The sequence below is a fragment of the Grimontia sp. AD028 genome, from assembly GCF_000973155.1.
In the GTDB taxonomy this organism is placed as follows: Bacteria; Pseudomonadota; Gammaproteobacteria; order Enterobacterales; family Vibrionaceae; genus Enterovibrio; species Enterovibrio indicus.
The window spans coordinates 1-20,560 of the sequence record NZ_LASY01000063.1 but is presented as its reverse complement, the minus strand read 5'-3'; the positions used below and the strand labels follow the sequence as shown (position 1 = coordinate 20,560).

Here is a 20,560-nt window from a genome sequence, read left to right as displayed (position 1 = left end):
ACAGGCAGGAGAGATCAATCCGAACGAACTATGCTTACGTACTAGCAAACATGTTCTTTGTGGAAGGGCGTGTATCATGAAAACGTTCACTTATCTTGGGTTGGCTCTGACTGGGCTGTGGTTCAGCACAAACACGCTCGCCTACCCGATGTACGGTCTGATTGAACCCCACCGAACACTTATCTATTTTTCAAAAGGTTTCGATGAGAACGTGGCCTCTTTTGAGCGTCAGTTGCTGGTTCATCGCTGCCAGATTGATGACAGAGACCTCCATACGCTCATTTTAGACATGAACGATCTGTCCGACTCCCGAGGCCTATTCTCTTCGCAGGAAATCATCAAACTGATGAACAAATATCGCGTGCGGAACAACGAGCATACCGCGGTATTGATCGGTAAGGATGGCACCGAAAAAGCCCGTTGGCGTCAGGGTTTTGATATCAACGAAATGGTGCAGGTTATTGATGAGATGCCAATGCGGAAGGCAGAAATCAGGGAACGAGGTTTGAGGTGTAGCATTTAGCTGTCGCTGTTTTCTCTATAAAGGGGCATTGCGCCCCTTTCTTACTTTTTAGCGAAGATCAGTCTTCGCACAACAAATCTGTCTTGGCTGCACAGATAAAATCATTTTTGTGCAAACCTTTAATTTTGTGGGTCCACCAAGTAACTGAACAGCTTCCCCACTCCAGAAGAATGGCCGGGTGATGTCCTTCAGCTTCTGCTAACTCCGCCACCTTGTCTGCAAATTCCCACGCCAATTTGAAGTTGCGGAACTTATAAACGCGTTGCAATTGGTTGATGCCATCGACCTCCAGCAGTTGCCACTCAGGAAGCGTGGACATCAAACTTGCCGCTTCATCACCGTCCACTCTTGGCGCATCTGCACGGCAGGCTTCACATTGCAGTTCTGACAATTGTTCCATTTCATTCTCCCTATTGTGCGATTTTCTGAGGGTAAAGTGGCGCATGCAGACCAAGGGCTTTTGCCCTGTTCACACACGCAAGCAAGTCGAGTTTCTCGAGTTCGTACAGCTCGTCGAGCGTACTTAAATAAAAGTAGATCGGTTGCAGAATGTCGATGCGATAAGGCGTTCTCATTACGTCGATCACATCCAGCTTCTTCCGAACCGGTTCATCGCTATTAAAGGCATACTCGGTTTCCGCTGGCGAAGATAAGATTCCACCGCCGTAAATTGATAGCCCCTCATCGTTTTGAACCAGCCCAAACTCAACCGTAAACCAGTACAACCTTGCAAGATATACGCGATCTGCCTTCGATGCGTTCACTCCCAGCTTGCCATAATGTTGGGTAAATGAAGCAAACGCTGGATGCGTCAACATGGCGCAATGACCGAAAATTTCGTGGAAGAAGTCAGGCTCTTGTAGATAGTCAAAGTCCTGCTGAGTGCGAAGAAAGGTCGCGACAGGAAACCGTTTTGATGCAAGCAGCGCGAAGAAATGGTCGAAATCAATCAAAGCTGGCACAGGCTCCAGTTGCCAACCCGTTGTTTCTGCCAGAACACGGTTGATGGAAGATATCTGTGGCGCACAATTTGTGGGCAAATCCAACAATGCCAGCCCATCAAAATACTCACGACACGCCTTGCCCTTGATGCAGTCTAATTGTCTGGCGACAAGCTGCGTCCAGACCTCATGTTCGTCATCCGTCCACGCGATCTGACCTTTAGAATCCAACGGCTTAGATTCGTATTGATGCTGTTTCATCGCCACGCCTCCCTGTTTCGTCTCTACAAAAAACGATAGCGGTTCAACAGAGAGAGGAAAACACCCGGGCGGGTTTTACAGAACACCAGTGCGTAACATTTTATTTACATCCCGCTTTTACGCGAGCGGTGAGTGGAAGATGATTTTTGTCTCCCTCGTCTTGCACGTCATTGCCATTAAGACAAAGATAACAATTGTAAGAGAAGGCAGACATTACGTGGCTTTCAGCGAGGTTCCCAAGCGCAAAAAAGCGTCTCACCTCGGAGAAGATCACATTAATCTAGCATGCAAGCTAATGATTGATTTGCCGATAGTACGCTTTCGCGTAACATCGGTCAGGTCTGATTGAGAGGTAAGGTAGTTGTGGTTAAGCACTTGAGGACACAATCTGAATTTGAGGAATGCCTGCGCACCGATACAAATGGTGACGTGATGGCTGTCTTCAATGGATTGGAACTTCGCAGTGTCTTTCAGCCTATCTTCCGGGCAAATGGCACGGTACTTGGGTTTGAAGCACTGGTGCGGGCCAGAAAAACGGATGGAGAGCCAGCCTGCCCTGCACATCTTTTCAGAAAGCTCGATCACGACCATCCGGACTTTATAAACCAAATCAGTATCGACAAACTTGCCCGCGTTATCCATCTCCGAAACTTTTCATCCTTTGCTGGCAATCACTCAATCTTCCTCAACATGCTGCCGTCTTCCGCTGTCGCTTCTATTGAAACCTTCTCCAACCAGAACCTGATAGTTAAGCGCCTCGCCGAATTGGGGATCCCCCGTCATCACGTTGTGTTGGAAGTTGTCGAACACCTGCATGCCGACACCCTCTCGCTCTCCGTTGCCATTACACAATCTATTAATAACGGCTTCCAAATCGCGGTAGATGATTACGGCGTAGAGGGCTCAGAGGAAATGCGTGTACGTATGATTCGCCCAAGCCTAATTAAGATCGACCGTTCTTTAGTGCAACGTTATGTAGAAGGCGAAGTAGAAACCATGCTGCGTGCTGTTGCCCTCGCCAACGAAGTGAATGCTGAAATATTAGTGGAAGGCATCGAGAATCAGGAAGAATACGAAGCCATGCGCGCCCTGCACATCAATTACTTCCAGGGTTTCTATTTGGGCATGCCACAGCGCTTGGAAGATTTCTTTGCTGCTAACCCTGGTAAACGCGGGCCGACCCAGAAGGTCGAATAAGAAAATCGGCTAATCTCTCACCACTCTCCCCCTGTTCTTCCAGTTATTTTTTATCAAGCCTCCGTTAAGTGCTAAAATCGCCGACAACTTTTCGCCTCAGCGCATGTTGAAAGGCGTTTATACAGAATTACAAAGGCAATCATTCGCATGATTAACAATTCCATCCAGTGGTTCCCGGGCCACATGCACAAAGCGCGCAAAGAAATCGAAGAAGTGGTACCAAAAATCGATGTGATCATCGAGGTACTGGACGCGCGCATTCCGTTCAGCAGTGAAAACCCGATGATCCGCCGCATCCGCAAAGATAAGCCAGTGATTAAAGTGCTGAACAAGCGCGATCTGGCTGACCCGGAGATGACTGCCCTTTGGCTTGATCACCTTGAGAAAGAGCAAGGCGTAAAAGCGATGGCGATCACTACTGAGCAAATCAGTGAAGTGAACAAAATCATGGATCTTTGCCGTAAGCTTGCCCCTCACCGTGAAGAAATGGGCAAGAACATTCGCACCATGATCATGGGCATTCCAAACGTCGGTAAATCCACCATCATCAACACACTGGCTGGCCGTGTCGTCGCGAAAACCGGTAACCAACCGGCTGTGACCCGTCAACAGCAACGCATTAACCTGCAAAACGGTGTGGTACTTTCTGACACCCCAGGGATCCTGTGGCCAAAAGTGGAAAACCCACACAGTGGCTTCCGCCTTGCAGCGACTGGCGCAGTAAAAGATACCGCGATGGAATATGACGAAGTGGCCTTCTACACCGTGGAATATCTCGCAAGCGCTTACCCTGAACTGCTTAAAAAGCGCTACAACATCGAAGAGCTACCAGAAACTGAAGTGGAACTGATGGAAGCGATTGGCGAGAAACGCGGCTGTTTACGTGCTGGCGGCCGTATCGACCTGCACAAAGCCTCAGAGATTCTGATTAACGACCTTCGCAACGGTGCTCTGGGTCTTATCACACTGGAACACCCAGACATGATCAGTCAGGAACTGGTTGAAGTAGAAGAAGCCGCAGCGCAGAAAGCAGAAGAAAAAGCGAAACACAAAGAAGAGCGTCGTAAGCGTTATTTGAAGAATAAGCGCTAAGGCAAGATTCGAGATAAGAGTTTCGAAAGTTGAGATTGAAAAGCCCTGCGAATGCGGGGCTTTTTGTTTTGGCTGTTTGGCTTTTGGTTCTTTCACACTTTAGAACAGCGGAGAAATGCAGTGAACACAGAGCAGGCTAAGTGTCGCTCTTCAAACTTGAAGCTATGTTTCGTTTAGTCATCTAAGCTAGCCAGCTTTTCAGTAGCTTTATTCGTATATAGATCAAGCCCATTTGAGCTAAATATTTGACGAGCAGCCTGCCATTCCTGTTTAGCTAACTGGAGGTTATTGTTGATTAGTGCAACATCCCCTCTGGCAAGATGCACACTACCCAATCCGATTTGGTGATCTGACGCCGTAAAAATATCTTCGCTTAGATCAAAATACTTTTTTGCTTCAGCAAGTTTCTTTTGTTTTAGATAAACATCGCCCAGGTTGAAGTAGCCAACCCCCAAGCTACTCCATAGAGGAGATTGTTTTGCCAGTTTTTCTTTAATCGCTATTGACTGGAACATTAAACCTTCAGCAAGAACGAACTGCTCTAACAGGCGATGATTGTTCGCTGCATTTCCAAGCAAATTGGCGAGAAATCTTTTATTTTTAATACTTCCTCGCAGCTCCAAAGCTGGCTGGTAATATTGTTCATTGGCTAACTGCGCAAATTCATTTCTCTCATCACCAATTGAAGAATCTGCCATCTCGTAATAAATGTTCCCAATGTTTACCAGTATCGTAACCATGAACTCATCATCTTCGATATCCATAGCATTGAATAGCTCTAAAGCTTTCTTGGAGTGTTCTAGCGCTTCTTCAAGCTCCCCTTTATCCTTCAAAAACATCCCGATGTATAGCTCAGGGCTAGGGTTACTTGGATCTAAATCTGCTGCCTTTGTGCTCGCCCATAGGGCAGCATCTACATTTCCCACTTCGTCGTATATATCTGCTAGATTTACGTAACCTGAATATGAAGGGTTTACAGCTAATGCTTCTTCTAGCTTTCCTATAGAAATTTTGAAACGATTGTCGTCAGCAGTGGTTGTACCTCTGATGAAAGTTTCATAAGCAATATTCATTGTCTGTTGGGCAACATTTGCTTTATCAATTTGAATTGATCGGTAAATTGCTAATGTCGATATCAGCAATGCTGCAATTACCGTTATCCCGAAGGCTAAGAATAAATAGTTCTTTTTCTTTAGATTAAGGTAAGACTCTGCACTTAGTCCCTCTTTTGGCTCAAGACCATATTCGAGCTTCATCGCCTCAAGTCTTTGAGCTTCAGGTATCAGTTCTAGGTTTTTAGCAATCGTCTTGAATCTTGATTCCTTCCACGCAATAGAAGCCCAACCAAGTATGACTATACAATAGGCCACAAATGCCAAAGGGCTCTTGGCTGCCTCAGATAATCCCTGTAATAGAACATCAATATCCATGTATGGTCCTCACTGAGTGACAAATAAGGTATAAAGTCGCAATAAGGGGCGCTTATCAAACCACCCAAAATGCTTTAATCCCTTGTATTCACAACACTTTGAAAAGCTGCCGCAGTGACAAAGCGTCCCTCGTTGATTGCCTTGTTATACCGATTTTAGGTTGTGCCACCAGTGCCTACACCCTTTCCCACATGACAGCCTTCTTCGGCGAGAGTCACTTATAGTGAATAGCGACATAAGCAAACACCAAGATTTATCAATCTCAATATCTGGCAACAGATTTATCTTGTGCAAAGCATCACTGAGATCAAACTTTCTTATTAACACGCATGGTGTGAAGTTTGGGTTTAGCCCAGACATAACAATTGCCTTGCTTACTTCTTCATTTGTCGGGTGTGACTGAGTTATAAACTTAGATAAGGAACTCAGAGCGTCTGACTTTTCCTGATTTTTAAGATTGTTGAACCACATTTCCCCCTGCTCTCTCGTAAGAAAACCTTGGGCAATTTCATTTATTTTCAGCTCAATCTCACTCATATAATCCTGAGGTATAACAGTGTATTGGACACCAAAGTGGTGTATTTAAACGCCCCATTTTGTCCACTAATAACAAGCTGCTGTACTTTTAAATTAGCTTCCTTTTTGTTTTTAAAGTTTTTTCTTACAAAGCCAAGAACGACCTTGTGAAAATACGCCAAAATGGGACTACTTGGGTATTATGCGACACCTTTGTATCTACTGTGTGTTTCAACAGTGGAAAAGTAAGGTTCAGAATATATAAAGTATCGTAAAGACAGACTTAGTAATGACTCGGCAAGAAGGGATTCAGTCTCGGAAGGGACAGAACCAACCAAATATCCCCTAATCTTCCCCTTAGAAAGAGGAAGAAAAAAGAACCTACCCGAACTCTCCCAACACCCATGCACATACATCATTCGCGGTTAGCCTTTCCAGTTTAACCACTGACAGATGATGCGTTCTGGCATGAGTCAGCAGTGCAGGCAGGTCAGAAACAATGGTTTCGTTGCATGACATATAAAGGCGTTTTTTGGTTTCTACCGAGATTTCAATCAACTTGAGCAGGTCAGGCATTTTAAGCAGATGGGCATCATCGACGGTAATAAATGGACAATCACGCTCAATGATTTGTTGCCATTCTTCATCAGTGATCGTGGTATCGCCGCCGCAATAGGCGAGCTTGGCTTTGGAAACATCAATGGTGAATGGCGTATCGCCATATTGCTCTACCAGAAACTTGGTTTTGTCTGATCGGTTGGGGCCGACGACGAGGCTGATATCGTGGAGTTTGAGCTGGTTTTGAACCTTATGCCAGAGCATGTTTCCCCTATATGCAACTGAATTAAATTAAAGAAAATTTATCCTAGTTGCGCTTGCCCAAGAAGTCTAATGATATGAATCTTTTATGTATGCAAAACGGGACATCAACAAGCTTGTTGTGGGATTGTGTCTGTTCTTACCTTGCGTCTCATTCCTACCCCACCTCGATCTTCTCACCTGTTCTATTCTCACTGGGATTTCTCACTTCTACCAACAGGAAGATCTATGAACGAGCTCGTGTCTCTGGCGCAGCCAGGTGTATTGTCTAATCCTACTACCCATGCTGAATTTCTGACTTTCGCGCTGAAAGATCAGTGGCTCAATATTGACCAGATCAACGAGGCGCTTTCCCAGCTACCGGGCATTGAAAAATCCATTCGACAGAAAGATACCTCTGCCGGTTTGTCGGTCACCATGGGGTTTTCTGCCAACAGTTGGCCGATTCTGTTTCCTGATGTGCCAACCCCTTCTGAGCTCCATGACTTTCCAGCGCTGGCGGATGGTCCCCGCATTTTCCCTTCCACATCAGGTGATATCTTTTTGATGGTGAAATCAGAACGCAAAGACCTCAACTTTCAGGTCGCCAAATACGCCGCGCGTGCTCTAGCGGATGTTGCGGATCTCGTTGAAGATATTCAGGGTTTTAAGTATCTGGATAACCGAGACATGATTGATTTTGTCGACGGCACGGAAAACCCTCTAGATGAAGAACGCGCGGAAGCAGTTTTGGTACAGGAAGGCAGTGATAACGAGATGGGCGGCAGTTATCTCACGGTTCAGCGTTATGTCGACCGTCATCAGGACTGGGATGCTCTACCAACTGAACAGCAAGAAAAAGTCGTTGGCCGCACTAAGATGGATGACATTGAACTGAGTGATGATGAAAAGCCCGCATGGGCGCACAATGAGAAAAGTAAGGTGGAAGTGGACGGCGAGGAAATCAAAATGTACCGCCAGAACCGTCCCTACGGAAATGCTATTGAGCACGGCACCATGTTTGTCGGATTTGCAGCCTCGGCGTCTGTTGTAGAAACGTCATTGAAGCAGATGATCACCGCAGACGAAAACGGAGATTATGACAAGCTGCTGGATTTTGTTGAGGCGAAGACAGGGACGAACTACTTTGTGCCTTCGCAGCGTTTTCTCGACGCGCGATTTGATGATTAGTCACTTTCCACTGTGATATTGGTGGTGACTGAGTTAGCTATGAAGCAGTGCTTGTGTGCCAGTTTGTGCATTTTAGCTAGCAGCTCAGGTGTGGGTTGATTCTCTCCGCTGAAAACAATCTTGGGTTTCAGCACCACGTCAGTGACTGCCGTTCTTCCGTTTTCCAGCTTTCCTAGCGTGCCGATGGCCTCATCGGCATAGCTTTCAACGCTTAAACGCTGCTTCTCTGCCACTGTCAGAAAGGTCATCATATGGCAACTGGCAATGGCAGCGATAAACGCTTCTTCCGGATCGATGGCTTCTTCTTTTGCCTTTTCCGGCATAACAAAAGGAGAAGGTGATGCATCGACTTTTATCCCTCCATCAAATGTCCATTCATGAATAAAACGAGTTGTATTTTCATGCTCGCATTCTGCATCCCTATGCCACCAATTGATTAAAACTGTGTGTTTTGACCCCATTTATTCTCATCCTTAATACATTTTACCGATATTTGTCCGGTATCCGCTAAATTTCTTGACACCCGAATCTAGAATTCACTCATGGACGAAACATTTTGAAACATTTTGAAACATTTAGCCACCTTTATATGTAACTAGTTAACTAACCTCCCTTTTGTTTGTTGTAAGTGGGTCCACAAGGAGTAAAGAGAATGTCTCTTCAAAGAAAGTTCTTCGCTGCCATAGCTAGTCTGGGGATTATCGCCAGCGCGATTGCTTTTGTGCTAACCAATATCAACGAAACTAATCACATTAAAGAAAGTGTCTATATCCAGAAAGAAAACCTTAGCCATGACTTGCTTGGCTTAATGGACACAACACACAGTCTGATTATGGAGCGCGTGGCATCAAGCATGGCATTGCTCAAAAAAGAGGGTCAGGAGCTGGGTAATCCGAACCTAAGAGAACGCGTTATGGTCAGCGAAAGAGACTCTTTGAACCTTTACCTAGGTGACAATCCACAAGCCAACAACTATGAGCTTGTCGACAGGATAACCAGCACCATGGGGGGAACTGCAACCGTTTTTGCTAAAGATGGTTCAGAATTTGTGCGTATTGCCACCAATGTAAAAAAGAACGGTAAACGCGCTACTGGCACCATTTTGCACCCAGGAGGCGCCGTTGATCAGAAAATTCAGGCAGGTGAAGCTTATTACGGCAAAATTGATATCCTTGGTGACCCTTACCTGACCGCTTATGAACCCATTTTTGATAAACAAAATTCTGTTATCGGTATTTGGTATGTGGGTTATTCAGCAGATCTTAAACAATTGGCCTCTGCCATTGGTAAGTCGACCGTTCTAAATAATGGTTTTGTTGCGTTATTGGACAACCAGAAACGCGTCAGAATGCATTCACACTCTGTTGATACGGCGGTGGTTGAGTCGGCGTTAAACATCAATCCCGATGCTTGGTCAGTGGCACGATTCCCTTATGACAAATGGGACTATGAAATTGTCATCGCTTACCCTAACAAAGATGTGTCTGCATTGATCTTCCAGTCGGCACTTAAAGCGTTCGCGGTGGTCGTCTGTTTTGTGATTGCTTTTATGCTGATTAACTTTTTCGTGATGAAACAGGTTGTGGCCAAACCCCTAAATGCTTTTATCGCTGCTATTAAAGATATAGCGGAAGGTAAAGGTGACTTAACTAAGCGGTTTAATTCTGATGCTTCAGATGAGTTCGGCATCATGGCCAGACACTTTGATAAAGTGCTAGAGCGAATACAGGCCACGATCAAAGAAGTCATGGAATCATCCAGCAAACTCTCTGCGGAATCCGAGGTTTTGGCTGGAATCGCCGATCATTCTTCAGCGGCGATGGGTAAACAAAGTCAGGAAGTAGAACGCGCCCAGTATGCCATTCAACAATTAAACGAGTCTGCACAGTCAGTAACAGAAAGTGCAAGCGCTTCCTCCGATGCCATTACTAAAGTAGATCAGGAGGTCGTGCGCGGTAACTCCGTGGTTCAGAATGTCATCGTTAGCTTGGAAAGTCAGGATGAATCCATGGCCAAGTCAGCCAATGTCGTTAATGAGTTAGCCAGTGCCACTGGAGACATCAGCGGTATTCTCGACGTGATTCTTCAAATTGCTGAACAGACAAACTTGCTGGCGCTGAATGCCGCTATTGAAGCAGCTCGAGCCGGTGAACAAGGCCGAGGATTCGCCGTAGTCGCCGATGAAGTGAGGTCACTTGCCAGCAGAACTCAGGATTCAACCGGAGAGATCCGGGTGATGATCGAACGGCTCCAAAGCGGTACCAATGAGATGCTTGCGTTGATGGAAAAGAACCGCGAGATTTCTGTCTCGAATGTTGAGGAAGCCAAATCTGCCGGTGAAGTGCTTGAACACATCGTAACGGCAGTCAAAATGCTGACTAAAGCCAACGTCTCCATCAACAATGTTGCTGGCGAACAGCATGTGGTCGCAGGTGACATTCACCAAAACATTGACCAAATTGGCTCAATTAGTAAGGAAAATGCGCAGTATATTGATGAAACCCAAAAAGCCAGTGAATACCTGCGAATCCTCTCCACTCAAATGAACGAACAACTGTCTAGCTATCGCGTTTAGCAAGCAATATATGATGAGAGCCAGACGAAAAACGCCCTGCTGTTTGCAGGGCGTTTTTCATTTGGAAAATGCTAGCTTACTGAAACTCTTCGCCAGCCGCGGCAACAAATGCCATCTCAACCAGATAATCCGGGTCTGCCAGCTCTGCTTTCACACATGCGCGGCTTGGTGCCGTGCCTTCTTCAAACCAGTTATCCCACACTTCATTCAGCGCTTCCAGGTTGGCGAAATTGGTGATGTAGATGGTAACAGACAGGATGCGGGTTTTGTCTGCGCCGACGGTTGCCAGCATTTCTTCTGCCTGTGCGAAGATTTGTTGTGTCTGGCCTTTGATGTCTGCACTCAGGTCGCTTTCCGGCACTTCTACAAAGTTTGCAATGCCATTGAATACGGTCACATCTGACCAACGTTTTGTAGGGTTAATTCGATGTATTTTCATTGGGTTACTACCAGATTATGTTTGACGACACATACTAACATTTGATGACGTTACGCGTCATCTAGGTTAGGTTGAATTATCAGCAATCAAAAAGTTGTTTGGGTATAAATAATTTAATCACACCTTGTTTTAATTATGCATCACTTGAAACAAATAAGGCGCAATCGGAAATTCAGAAAATTCACATCGAAATAAAGCGATGTACAAAGTGTCTATAGTCGATAAGGATATCAACACACAATCAATAAGAAGGAAATAAACAATGAAATGTATTTCGTCGGCAACGCTGTTGGCTTTAACCTTGTCTTCTTCTCTCGCCTTTGCTTCTGATAATTACTCTGTTGATAGTGAAGCCTCTTCGATTAGCTTTGCCACCATCAAGAAATCCTACATCGTTGAACCAGCCACTATCAGCGGCATTGAAGGCAGTGTCGACGCCTCCGGTAAGTTCAGCGTTACCGCTCCACTTTCGACAATATCCACCGGAGTTCCTATTCGCAATCAACGTCTTAATGATCTTTTCTTTGATTCTAAGAAGTTTCCGATGCTGAAGGTAGAGGGTCAAGTTTCTATGCAGGACCTAGACAAGTCAGGTGCGCTGCTTCAGCAATCGATTCCCGCGACAGTGACTTTATTTGGTAATACCAAAGAGGTTACGTTGGATATGAATGTGATTAAAGATGATGACAATATATTCGCTTTCACTTATAAACCTGTCGTTATTAGTGCTGCAACTTTTGGTATTCCAGAAGCCAATTTAAAAGCGGTTTCTGAAACAGTTGGGAACATTGATATTTCCAGCACAGTGCCAGTCAATGTTAGTTTAGTGTTTAAAGAAAAATAAAAACTTTCTGTTTATTGAACGCATAAAATTAAAGCCAGCAGATGCTGGCCTTATTATTTAGTCCGACCGAGTTATTTCGCGACAGCGATAAGTGCGTCAGCCAGATAGTCAATGCGTGATTCCGTCAAGCCTGCCACGTTGATGCGGCTGTCACCGACAGCGTAGATACCGAAGTCTGAACGCAGTTGTGCCACTTGGTCTTGGCTTAAGCCCAACATGGAGAACATGCCTTTGTGTTCTTTGATGAAATCAAAACGCTCATCACCTGTGCGCTTCGCCAACGCAGCACTCAAACCTTCACGCAGTGTAATGATTCTTCCGCGCATCGCATCCAGCTCGTCTTTCCATTGCTGGGTCAGTTCATTGCTGGTGAGAATGGTTTCTACAATCGCGGCACCGTGATCAGGCGGCATGGTGTACGTTGAACGCGCCAGTTGGAGAATACGCCCTTTTGCATTACCTGCTTCTTGTGCGTTTTTACCGATAACAATCGCGGCACCTGTGCGTTCACGATACAAACCAAAGTTTTTCGAGCAAGACGTCGCGATCAGCATTTCTTCTACTGAATCCGCCAGCAGGCGCAGGCCGTTTGCGTCTTCTTCTAAACCATCACCGAAACCTTGGTAAGCAATATCAACAAACGGCGTAAAGCCATTCTTCTGAGCCAGCTCATTGATCGCCTGCCAGTGCTCAGAGCGAATGTCTGCCCCCGTCGGGTTATGACAACAACCGTGCAGAAGCACCACATCATCAGGACCCGCTTTTGACAGAGCATCAATCATGGCATCGGCATCAACCTGCTTGGTCTCGGCGTTGAAGTAAGGATAAAACTTCACGGTCAGGCCAGCTGCTTCCATCACGGGTTTGTGGTTCACATAGCTCGGGTTGCTGATCCATACCGTAGTAATAGGTTTTGCCAGATACATTAAATCTGCCAGCATACGCAGTGCACCGCTTGCACCCGGTGTTTGCACTGCTGCACTGCGTGAATAGCCGTCTGTTCCTTTGAGAAGAAGATCTGTCATCGCCTGGTTGTAGGCTTCACTGCCTGCCAGACCGACATAGCTTTTGGTGGTTTGAGATTCGGCCAGTTGTTGCTGTGCTGCTTTCACCGCCTTCATGATGGGGGTGTTGCCCTGGCTGTCTTTGTAAACGCCAATACCAAGGTCCATTTTTTCGGCGCGGTTGTCTTCGCGGAAAGCGACGGAGAGAGACAAAATTGGGTCTTGTAGCGCCGGAGATAGCAGATCTAACATTCGATAACTTCCTTATTTAACGGCCGTGCTGTTTGCTAATGAAGCTACATTACTAAAAGCTCAGCGCCGCGCAACTAAAAAAGCGCAACCCAATATCAATGGATTGCGCTTTTGACTGTAAATTCGTCAAGTGTGATTTACTACTCGAGAATTTCCGGCTTTGGCTGCACATATTTTCGACTGACATCAACGACCGCGACATCTTTTAAATATGTCCTTCCCAATAGCACAGGGAAATTCAGGTGGTGTCTGTCACGCAGCGTAAATTCTGTGGTTTCAGTGACATCCCCAATGGTGATTGGCATTTCGACCACGTAACGGCGATCATACCCTTCGGCGCTCGACTGTATAATGCGTACGGTTCTGATGACAGGCAATTCCATCAAGTCGGTTTGCTTGTCGTCATGCGCCAACCGGAAACGTACCCACTCTTCTCCATCTCGCTCAAATTCTTCGATATCAATAGCACTGATAGAGGAAGTTGTTGCCCCTGTATCCACACGGGCTTTAGCGACAACGTTGATCTCGTCAACTCTGACCCACTCTTTCTCACCCATCACCAGTTTTCCGTCTGGCAGGTGTTCGTAGCCGTCTGGTGAACTGGCCGCAAAAGCGACTGAGATAGAACCCATAACGAGGAAGATTAAGAAGGCAGCAATACGATGTTTCATTGCGATGTCCTTGTAGTTAAAGCAAATTCATAGAGGTGGACAGTGCGGATTGTTGAAAGTTTCTTTGTTGATGGTGATGAAGCCAGAATACATGATGTTTCTGAACTTTGCCTGACCAAACTAGATGTTGAGTATAACAACGCCGCATTGAAGCGGCGTTGGAAATGAGATTAGCAGTTTGCAACCGTACCTTTGTTAACGTGGTGTCAAACGGTGCACAACCTGATTCGAACTGCCTCGCCAAGGTAGCGAAGGATCTGCTAATGCTTTCTCGAATTTACCGTCCACCAGCACATCCACATAGTTCACCACTTCACGCTGTGCGTCGGAGAGGTTCGCTAGTGTATATCCCGTCCACATCCAAATGTCTTTGCCTTCGCATTCGTTTCTCACGCGTTGAACCAGCCTAAGAACGCTCTGCAGATTAGCAGGAAGCAGTGGGTCACCACCGCTGATCGACAATCCACGACGCTTGATGCGAGTGTCATTCAAATCCGCAATGATGCGATCTTCCATCGCCTGATCGAAAAGCTCGCCAGACGATGGTGACCAGGTACTTTGGTTATAGCAGCCTCGGCATTGGTGTTCGCACCCTGACACAAACAAGGTGCAACGTGTGCCTTCTCCGTTAACCACATCGACCGGATAATACTGGTGGAAGTTCATTCTCGTTCGCTTACATGTGCTTAACGCGACGTTTAACTTCTTCCTGCTTGCCGTCGTTGAATGGGCGCGCATCCGGGCTGCCCAGGTAGCCACAAACGCGGCGGGTCACTGACACTTTCGTTGAGTCATGATTGCCACAGCTTGGGCAAACAAAGCCTTTGCTCGAGCAATCAAATTCACCAGTGAAGCCACATTCGTAACACTCATCAATGGGTGTGTTCGTGCCGTAGTATGGAACGCGCTCGTAGCTGTAGTCCCATACGTTTTCCAGCGCTTCAACGTTGTGCTGAATGTTTGGATATTCACCGTAGCAAATGAAGCCGCCATTCGCGATAGCTGGGTACGCCATCTCGAAATCAATTTTGTCGTACGGGTTGACTTTCTTTTCAACATCCAAGTGGAAGCTGTTGGTGTAATAACCTTTGTCGGTAACGCCGTTCACCAACCCAAACTCTTTAGTGTCGATCTTACAGAAACGGCTACACAGGTTTTCACTTGGTGTGCTGTACAGGCTAAAGCCATAACCGGTTTCTTCCTTCCAGCTGTCTGTTGCCGCTTTCAGGTATTTTACAATGTTCAGAGCTTTTTCGCGCAGTGCTTCTGAATCGTAAACGTGCTCTTCCACGCCATACAACGCATTCATGGTTTCGTGAATGCCGATATAACCAAGGGAAATTGAGGCACGGCCATTCTTGAAGATTTCGCTAACGTCGTCATCAGGGTTCAAGCGAACACCACAAGCACCTTCCATGTATAGGATTGGAGCAACGCGGGCTTTCACGCCTTGAAGACGGGCAATACGAGTGTCCAGACCTTCACGGGCAACGGCTAAGACTTCATCCAACAGTTTGTAGAAGGTTTCTTCACAACCATTGGCACGAATCGCAATACGCGGCAGGTTAATCGATACAACGCCAATGTTGTTACGGCCTTCGTGGATCAGTTCACCGTTTTCTTCATATGCAGACAAGAAGCTTCGGCAACCCATTGGGGTTTTAAATGAGCCTGTCACTTCAACCACTTTGTCGAAGTTCAGGATGTCCGGATACATGCGTTTTGACGCACATTCCAGCGCCAGCTTTTTAATGTCGTAGTTTGGCTCACCGTCTTTTAGGTTCAAGCCAGATTTCAGGCTAAACACCAGTTTCGGGAAAACAGCGGTTTTACGGTTCTTGCCCAGACCAGCAATACGGTTACGCAAAATAGATTGCTGAATAAGACGCGCTGCCCAAGATTCACCCAAACCAAAACCGAAGGTAACAAACGGCGTTTGACCATTCGCGGTATGCAGAGTGTTCACTTCATATTCCAGCGATTGGAAAGCGTCGTAACATTCTTTCTCGGTACGCGCGCGGGCATAACTTTCTGCGTCAGGAATATCCCACTCGCGCGCCACCATCAGGTGTTTTTCGTAGCTGATTTCAACGTACGGCGCCAAGGTTTCATCAATACGGTTAATCGTGGTACCGCCATATATGTGGCTGGCAACCTGCGCGATGATTTGTGCCGTTACTGCTGTCGCGGTCTGGATGGATTTCGGCGTGTCAATTTCCGCATTACCCATCTTGAAGCCATGCGTAAGCATGTTCTCAAGGTCAACGAGCATACAGTTGAACATCGGGAAGAATGGTGCGTAATCCAGATCGTGGTAATGAATGTCGCCTTGTTCGTGCGCGCGAACCACCGCTTTCGGCAGCATGTACTGCTTCGCGTAGTGTTTCGCAACGATGCCCGCCAACAAGTCGCGTTGAGTTGGGATCACCTTGCTGTCTTTGTTGGCGTTCTCGTTGAGGATATCGGAGTTGGTTTGCTCAACCAGACCACGAATTTCATGGTTCAGACGGCTTTTCTTCTCACGAATGCTGTCACGATCATGTCGATACTCAATGTATGCACGCGCAACCGCCTTGAATGGCCCGGCCATCAGGTGGTTTTCTACGGCATCCTGAATTTGATTGATATCCACTTCATCACTGCGCATAAACTGCGCGAGCACGCCATCTGCTACTGCTGCTGCATAGGCTTGATCCATGTCTTCTACTGCAAACGCCGCGCTCAGTACCGCATCCTGAATACGTTGGCGCTCGAAAGGTACGCGGCCTCCATCGCGTTTGATGACAACAGGTTTCACAAATAGCTCCTCAACAAATCGGCCCTCTTTTACTGCAAGGGAAAGAAAATCAGGTTGACCACTTTGGCTAGTAAGTAGTCGTCACGTCTGGGAAAGTAGTCAGCCATATCCATGAAAAAGCGCGCCATTTCGCGTTAGTTGATCGAAATCGAACAAGGATCCAGCAAGATCCAATCGACCTACACGCAAATGTGAATGGCGTCAAGAAATACCAAATATGGGTGAATTCATAGCTAAGACTACAATATGTGGTGTATTAGACCGTCGAGCTGAACGGGATACTTTGATTTAGATCATGGCCTAGGGGGATGCGATTTCTATCTAGTCGATTAGTGTGGACAAACTTCAAGAAATGAAAAAAGCCTGTCAAATTTTGCTACAGACTCCCCAAATTCTTTATGTTGTAAAAACTGTGCGATACCGTATGCACTACTATGAGCTTGAAAGCCTTGTATTTTCTGACTCTCAGCTCACCTATTTTAAGAACAAATACTTAGTAACCACTTAGCAACCATTTAATGAATTCAGCGAGCCCATCAAGACAGCATATTTTATTCAAGCGGACCATAGGTTCTTGGCTTGCTTTTGTGGTGCCCGTGGTAATGCTGTTGCAGGTTTCCAGTGCGTATGCTTCCTTGTCTGTCGCTACTTGGAACATGGAGTGGCTGAGTGATAAAGATGACATCATTCAAAGTAAACGAACGCCTGAAGATTACTTGATGATGCAAACTGTCTCTTCGGTGATTGATGCCGATTTGATTGCTTTTCAGGAAGTGGACAGTGAAAACTCTCTTGCAAAAGTGCTAAACCCTGACGAGTATGATTACTACTTTTCCGATCGCTCTAAATACTTCAAGAAAAGTCGCCGCAGCCAACAGTTCACTGGCTGGGCAGTCAAAAAAGGCATCAAGGTCATCGACCATCAGGATTATCAGCCGCTCGGTTTACCCACTTTCCTATCTAGGGGTGATTTGCGTTATGGTGCATATATCGAAGTGGTACGCGAAAACCAACCTTCCCTGCATCTTCTTTCCATTCATCTAAAATCAGGCTGTTTCGAAACGCCTGTCCGCCGCAACAACAGTTGTAAGAAACTCGATAAGCAAATCGAAGCCCTTGGGATCTGGATTAACGCTCGCATCGAACTCGGGCAGGAGTTTGTGATTGCCGGAGATTTTAACCACTACATGAACGAAAAGAACGAGTGGGTGTGGAAGCAGCTTATTAAGGAAGTGGGCGAAGAGAATCTGGTGAAACTGACTCACGATACGGATGCGAAGTGCAAAGCGAGAAAATACAACTATCGCACCAAGCGTTGGGAGCATGTTGTTTACCGCAAACTCATCGATCATATCGTCGCTAGCCCCGGGGCAGTGCCACTGTCGAATATGCCAGAGCCGCGTCAGTATCAATACTCTTACCACGCTGTTGCGACTTATCGTCTTTCCGATCACTGTCCTGTGATTGTCGACTTGTAGTTTTCTGATAAAAACCCCAAATGCCCCCGTTTTGCGGCGCTTTAAAGCCGCTCTGACATCTCACTGACAATACAAGCAATACCCGCATTTACAATGCGCTAAAACGAGAACAACGGAACACCGAAATGACTTTTTCCAAAGCACCTTTGCTTGCTGCTGCCCTGCTGATTTCTTCTCCCTCTTTTGCTGCACCAGAATTGGTTCCCGCCACCATGCTAGATTACGGACACTACGAAAAAGTAGAAGAAGTGACGATTCATGGCGACATCAACCAGAACATTGTTAATCTGGCCGAATCCAACTTAACTGACAAAGACGCTGACCTGTTTGTGATTGATGAAATCAGTGAAGACATTGACCACAATATGCTGGTATTGGATGTGTCTTTGTATAACGACCTGAACGACGGTTTGGTTAAGGCTAAATAAGCATCCAAGCGTTTTGAACGCGGTTTTAGTGGTTGTCCTTTCGTTGTAGAATCTCTGCACGTGAAGGACAACAATAAAATACAATGATTACTGGCACTCTGAGCAAAATGAAAAGCACGCTGGATAACGGCGTGAATTACTCCCTTCCTGTTGGTGACACCGACATTTCCCTGAACTCCCTGATTGGCAAATCTCTTACACTGACGTACACAGGTAATATCTATTGCGATGCTTGTGGTAACAAAACCAACAAGAGTTTCAGCCAGGGTCACTGTTTCCCCTGCACTAAGCGACTGGCACGTTGTGATATGTGCATCCTGAAACCGGAAACCTGCCACTTTGCTGAAGGCACTTGTCGTGAGCCTGAGTGGGCAGAACAGTTCTGTATGACCGACCATGTGGTTTACCTTTCAAATACTTCAGGTTTGAAGGTCGGCATTACCCGTGCGAATCAGATCCCGACCCGTTGGGTTGATCAAGGTGCGACACAAGCACTGCCAATTCTGAGGGTAAAAAGCCGTCATCTGTCTGGTTTGGTGGAAATCGCGATTGCGGAATTTCTGGCAGATAAAACCAATTGGCGGGCGATGCTGAAAGGTGACAATGTTGAGTTGGATTTGTATGAAGAGGCGCGCCGACTACTGCCGCAAATTGACGCCAAGATTTACAGCCTGCGCCTGCAATATGGTTTCGACGCCGTTGAACCGATTCAAAACGACATCATCGACATCAGCTTTCCTGTGACGGAATACCCAACCAAGATTACGTCACTGAACTTCGATAAAGATCCAGTGGTTTCCGGCGTACTGAAAGGCATTAAAGGCCAGTATCTGATCTTCGATACCGGTGTGATTAATATCCGCAAATTCACCAGCTACGAAGTGACGGCAGAATATTAATCGAAGGCTCCTCCTTCCATTAGGCAGGGGGAGCTATTCGAAACTATTTCAGTGTGACCTTAAACTGCTTTCCACCCCAGCCATGCACGCTGTCATGAGCTTCAAAGAACACTTCTGCAATCTCTTCCGGAATCATTACACCTGAAAGGCTGCGGGTGAAGGGCTGCTCGTTGACATGGGGATGGTGTAGCACCCGCGTTCCCAGCACTTCGCCCTCTGCGGTGACAACTCGCCAGGCATCGGCATAGTGATCCCAGCCTTCGTCTGCATGTTCGACGGTGGTAGAAAAACGGTAAGACTCACCACTTTTAGTCGCTGTCGCGTTCACAACATCAGCCTTGCCAGCCCAAGCGGTTCCCGCAAAGAACATTAAACTTGCAGCGATCAGTCTTTTCATTTTTCCGTCCTTTTCTAGCGTTTAATGGCGATCCCTGTCGCTTCTGACACAGCATTCAGGTTTTCTTCTGAACCTAATGACAAGCTCCAATTCACCGTGCCGCCATTGGCAATCAGCATACAGGGCGCGCCCAGCAGGCTGATATCATCAGTCTGTGCCTGAAGCGTCATCTGGTTTTCCTGAAACTTCACCATCACTTCATGCATGGTGGCAATCACACGGCCACCGGGAATCGTAATCACCATGACTATTTCCCTTTGTGCTGCAGCACCGCCATAGTCAGGCGGCTGGTACACACTAAACGGCCGCGCTCGTCAGTGATTTCAATCTGCCATACCTGTGTGGTCGCGCCCATATGAATCGCTTTGGCTGTTCCTGTGACGTGACCTGAACGCATGGCACGAATATGGTTAGCGTTAATATCCAGACCGACACAATACTTGTTTTCTTCCACTGCCATATTGGCTGCCAGCGAACCTAAGGTTTCTGCAAGTACAACTGACGCGCCACCATGCAACATACCTAATGGCTGATGCGTTCGGGAATCTACCGGCATCGTGCCAGTCAGGCTGTCATCACTGAATTCGGTGTAAACAATACCGAGATGTTCCACCAAGGTGTTTTTCGAAGTGGCATTCAAGCCTTCAAGTGAAATGGGTTTCTTCCAGATAGACAAAACAAGTCCCTTCAATGATTTTTATGGTTTTAGCTATTATCTTTGTTGTCACTGCCTTTCGCTACCGGCTTCTATCGCAATCGGTGACATTTAAAGCTCCCCAAGGGTCTTTGTTGTTTAAATCAGGTCTATCGATGATTTATACCCAAAC

At 46.5% G+C, this 20,560-nt stretch carries 23 protein-coding genes; 9 read left to right on the top strand and 14 right to left on the bottom strand.

Annotation, left to right across the window (positions count from 1 at the left end):
* The first annotated feature begins 76 nt into the window (after positions 1–76).
* Positions 77–523 carry a DUF4174 domain-containing protein gene (locus RN22_RS14230; protein WP_002536067.1) on the top strand — a complete coding sequence of 149 codons (447 nt, stop codon included), beginning with the start codon at positions 77–79 and terminating at the stop codon, positions 521–523.
* A 58-nt stretch (positions 524–581) separates the two neighbouring features.
* On the opposite strand, the gene RN22_RS14225 is transcribed toward RN22_RS14230, so the two are convergent.
* Positions 582–923 (bottom strand): 4a-hydroxytetrahydrobiopterin dehydratase, encoded by a 342-nt coding sequence (locus RN22_RS14225; RefSeq protein WP_002536068.1) that lies wholly within the window; start codon positions 921–923, stop codon positions 582–584.
* A gap of 10 nt (positions 924–933) precedes the next feature.
* On the bottom strand, positions 934–1,725 hold the full coding sequence (phhA, locus tag RN22_RS14220; protein WP_046305326.1) for a phenylalanine 4-monooxygenase: 792 nt from the start codon (positions 1,723–1,725) through the stop codon (positions 934–936).
* A 432-nt stretch (positions 1,726–2,157) separates the two neighbouring features.
* On the opposite strand from phhA, the gene RN22_RS14215 reads away from it, so the two are divergent.
* Together RN22_RS14215 and ylqF are read left to right on the top strand one after the other, a co-directional pair.
* The gene (locus tag RN22_RS14215; protein ID WP_231590900.1) at positions 2,158–2,922 is read left to right on the top strand and encodes an EAL domain-containing protein; all 765 of its coding nucleotides are present in this window, start codon (positions 2,158–2,160) and stop codon (positions 2,920–2,922) included.
* Positions 2,923–3,069: 147 nt separating this feature from the next.
* Positions 3,070–4,014, top strand: a complete 945-nt coding sequence (ylqF, locus tag RN22_RS14210; RefSeq protein ID WP_046305320.1) for a ribosome biogenesis GTPase YlqF — start codon at positions 3,070–3,072, stop codon at positions 4,012–4,014.
* Positions 4,015–4,187: 173 nt separating this feature from the next.
* Here the strand turns inward: ylqF and RN22_RS14205 are convergent, their stop codons facing one another.
* The 3 genes from RN22_RS14205 to RN22_RS14195 all read right to left on the bottom strand — a co-directional run bounded on the left by RN22_RS14205 (position 4,188) and on the right by RN22_RS14195 (position 6,782).
* Entirely contained in the window at positions 4,188–5,444 is a 1,257-nt protein-coding gene (locus RN22_RS14205) for a hypothetical protein (protein ID WP_046305318.1), read from the bottom strand.
* A gap of 144 nt (positions 5,445–5,588) precedes the next feature.
* Positions 5,589–5,981, bottom strand: coding sequence for a DUF5958 family protein (locus RN22_RS25630; RefSeq protein WP_052737545.1), 393 nt, complete (start codon positions 5,979–5,981; stop codon positions 5,589–5,591).
* 360 nt (positions 5,982–6,341) lie between these two features.
* Complete coding sequence (locus RN22_RS14195) at positions 6,342–6,782, bottom strand: hypothetical protein (RefSeq protein ID WP_046305315.1); 441 nt, start codon at positions 6,780–6,782, stop codon at positions 6,342–6,344.
* Between the two features lie 225 nt (positions 6,783–7,007).
* Between RN22_RS14195 and RN22_RS14190 the strand changes: the two genes are divergently transcribed.
* A complete protein-coding gene (locus tag RN22_RS14190) occupies positions 7,008–7,949 on the top strand; it encodes a Dyp-type peroxidase (RefSeq protein WP_046305313.1) in 942 nt (313 codons plus the stop codon).
* Here the strand turns inward: RN22_RS14190 and RN22_RS14185 are convergent.
* Positions 7,946–8,410 carry an OsmC family protein gene (locus RN22_RS14185; RefSeq protein WP_046305311.1) on the bottom strand — a complete coding sequence of 155 codons (465 nt, stop codon included), beginning with the start codon at positions 8,408–8,410 and terminating at the stop codon, positions 7,946–7,948. The genes RN22_RS14190 and RN22_RS14185 overlap by 4 nt on opposite strands.
* Before the next feature lie 191 nt (positions 8,411–8,601).
* Here RN22_RS14185 and RN22_RS14180 point away from each other — a divergent pair, with 191 nt between their 5' ends.
* The gene (locus RN22_RS14180) at positions 8,602–10,524 is read left to right on the top strand and encodes a methyl-accepting chemotaxis protein (RefSeq protein WP_046305309.1); all 1,923 of its coding nucleotides are present in this window, start codon (positions 8,602–8,604) and stop codon (positions 10,522–10,524) included.
* Between the two features lie 76 nt (positions 10,525–10,600).
* Here RN22_RS14180 and RN22_RS14175 read toward each other — a convergent pair whose 3' ends face one another.
* The gene (locus RN22_RS14175; RefSeq protein ID WP_046305307.1) at positions 10,601–10,963 is read right to left on the bottom strand and encodes a RidA family protein; all 363 of its coding nucleotides are present in this window, start codon (positions 10,961–10,963) and stop codon (positions 10,601–10,603) included.
* 262 nt (positions 10,964–11,225) lie between these two features.
* On the opposite strand from RN22_RS14175, the gene RN22_RS14170 reads away from it, so the two are divergent.
* Positions 11,226–11,807: a YceI family protein gene (locus RN22_RS14170; protein WP_046305304.1), complete on the top strand. Its 582-nt coding sequence runs from the start codon at positions 11,226–11,228 to the stop codon at positions 11,805–11,807.
* Positions 11,808–11,878: 71 nt separating this feature from the next.
* Here RN22_RS14170 and RN22_RS14165 read toward each other — a convergent pair whose 3' ends face one another.
* The 4 genes from RN22_RS14165 to nrdD all read right to left on the bottom strand — a co-directional run bounded on the left by RN22_RS14165 (position 11,879) and on the right by nrdD (position 16,531).
* Positions 11,879–13,063, bottom strand: a complete 1,185-nt coding sequence (locus RN22_RS14165; RefSeq protein ID WP_046305303.1) for an amino acid aminotransferase — start codon at positions 13,061–13,063, stop codon at positions 11,879–11,881.
* Positions 13,064–13,203: 140 nt separating this feature from the next.
* Positions 13,204–13,734 carry an ATP-dependent zinc protease gene (locus RN22_RS14160; RefSeq protein ID WP_046305301.1) on the bottom strand — a complete coding sequence of 177 codons (531 nt, stop codon included), beginning with the start codon at positions 13,732–13,734 and terminating at the stop codon, positions 13,204–13,206.
* Positions 13,735–13,929: 195 nt separating this feature from the next.
* Positions 13,930–14,400, bottom strand: coding sequence for an anaerobic ribonucleoside-triphosphate reductase-activating protein (nrdG, locus tag RN22_RS14155; protein ID WP_046305299.1), 471 nt, complete (start codon positions 14,398–14,400; stop codon positions 13,930–13,932).
* A 10-nt stretch (positions 14,401–14,410) separates the two neighbouring features.
* On the bottom strand, positions 14,411–16,531 hold the full coding sequence (gene nrdD / locus RN22_RS14150; protein ID WP_046305297.1) for an anaerobic ribonucleoside-triphosphate reductase: 2,121 nt from the start codon (positions 16,529–16,531) through the stop codon (positions 14,411–14,413).
* Between the two features lie 602 nt (positions 16,532–17,133).
* On the opposite strand from nrdD, the gene RN22_RS14145 reads away from it, so the two are divergent.
* The 3 genes from RN22_RS14145 (at position 17,134) to RN22_RS14135 (ending at position 19,336) form a co-directional block, all read left to right on the top strand.
* Positions 17,134–18,009 (top strand): endonuclease/exonuclease/phosphatase family protein, encoded by an 876-nt coding sequence (locus RN22_RS14145; RefSeq protein WP_231590899.1) that lies wholly within the window; start codon positions 17,134–17,136, stop codon positions 18,007–18,009.
* A gap of 125 nt (positions 18,010–18,134) precedes the next feature.
* The gene (locus RN22_RS14140) at positions 18,135–18,437 is read left to right on the top strand and encodes a hypothetical protein (protein ID WP_046305293.1); all 303 of its coding nucleotides are present in this window, start codon (positions 18,135–18,137) and stop codon (positions 18,435–18,437) included.
* A gap of 83 nt (positions 18,438–18,520) precedes the next feature.
* Complete coding sequence (locus RN22_RS14135; RefSeq protein WP_046305291.1) at positions 18,521–19,336, top strand: DUF2797 domain-containing protein; 816 nt, start codon at positions 18,521–18,523, stop codon at positions 19,334–19,336.
* A gap of 43 nt (positions 19,337–19,379) precedes the next feature.
* Here the strand turns inward: RN22_RS14135 and RN22_RS14130 are convergent, their stop codons facing one another.
* From RN22_RS14130 to RN22_RS14120, 3 genes are read right to left on the bottom strand one after another with little or no spacing between them, the layout of a single operon-like run.
* Positions 19,380–19,733 carry a hypothetical protein gene (locus RN22_RS14130; protein WP_046305289.1) on the bottom strand — a complete coding sequence of 118 codons (354 nt, stop codon included), beginning with the start codon at positions 19,731–19,733 and terminating at the stop codon, positions 19,380–19,382.
* Positions 19,734–19,747: 14 nt separating this feature from the next.
* The gene (locus RN22_RS14125; RefSeq protein WP_046305287.1) at positions 19,748–19,978 is read right to left on the bottom strand and encodes a DUF3389 family protein; all 231 of its coding nucleotides are present in this window, start codon (positions 19,976–19,978) and stop codon (positions 19,748–19,750) included.
* A gap of 2 nt (positions 19,979–19,980) precedes the next feature.
* On the bottom strand, positions 19,981–20,409 hold the full coding sequence (locus tag RN22_RS14120; protein WP_046305285.1) for a hotdog fold thioesterase: 429 nt from the start codon (positions 20,407–20,409) through the stop codon (positions 19,981–19,983).
* Positions 20,410–20,560: the final 151 nt, after the last annotated feature.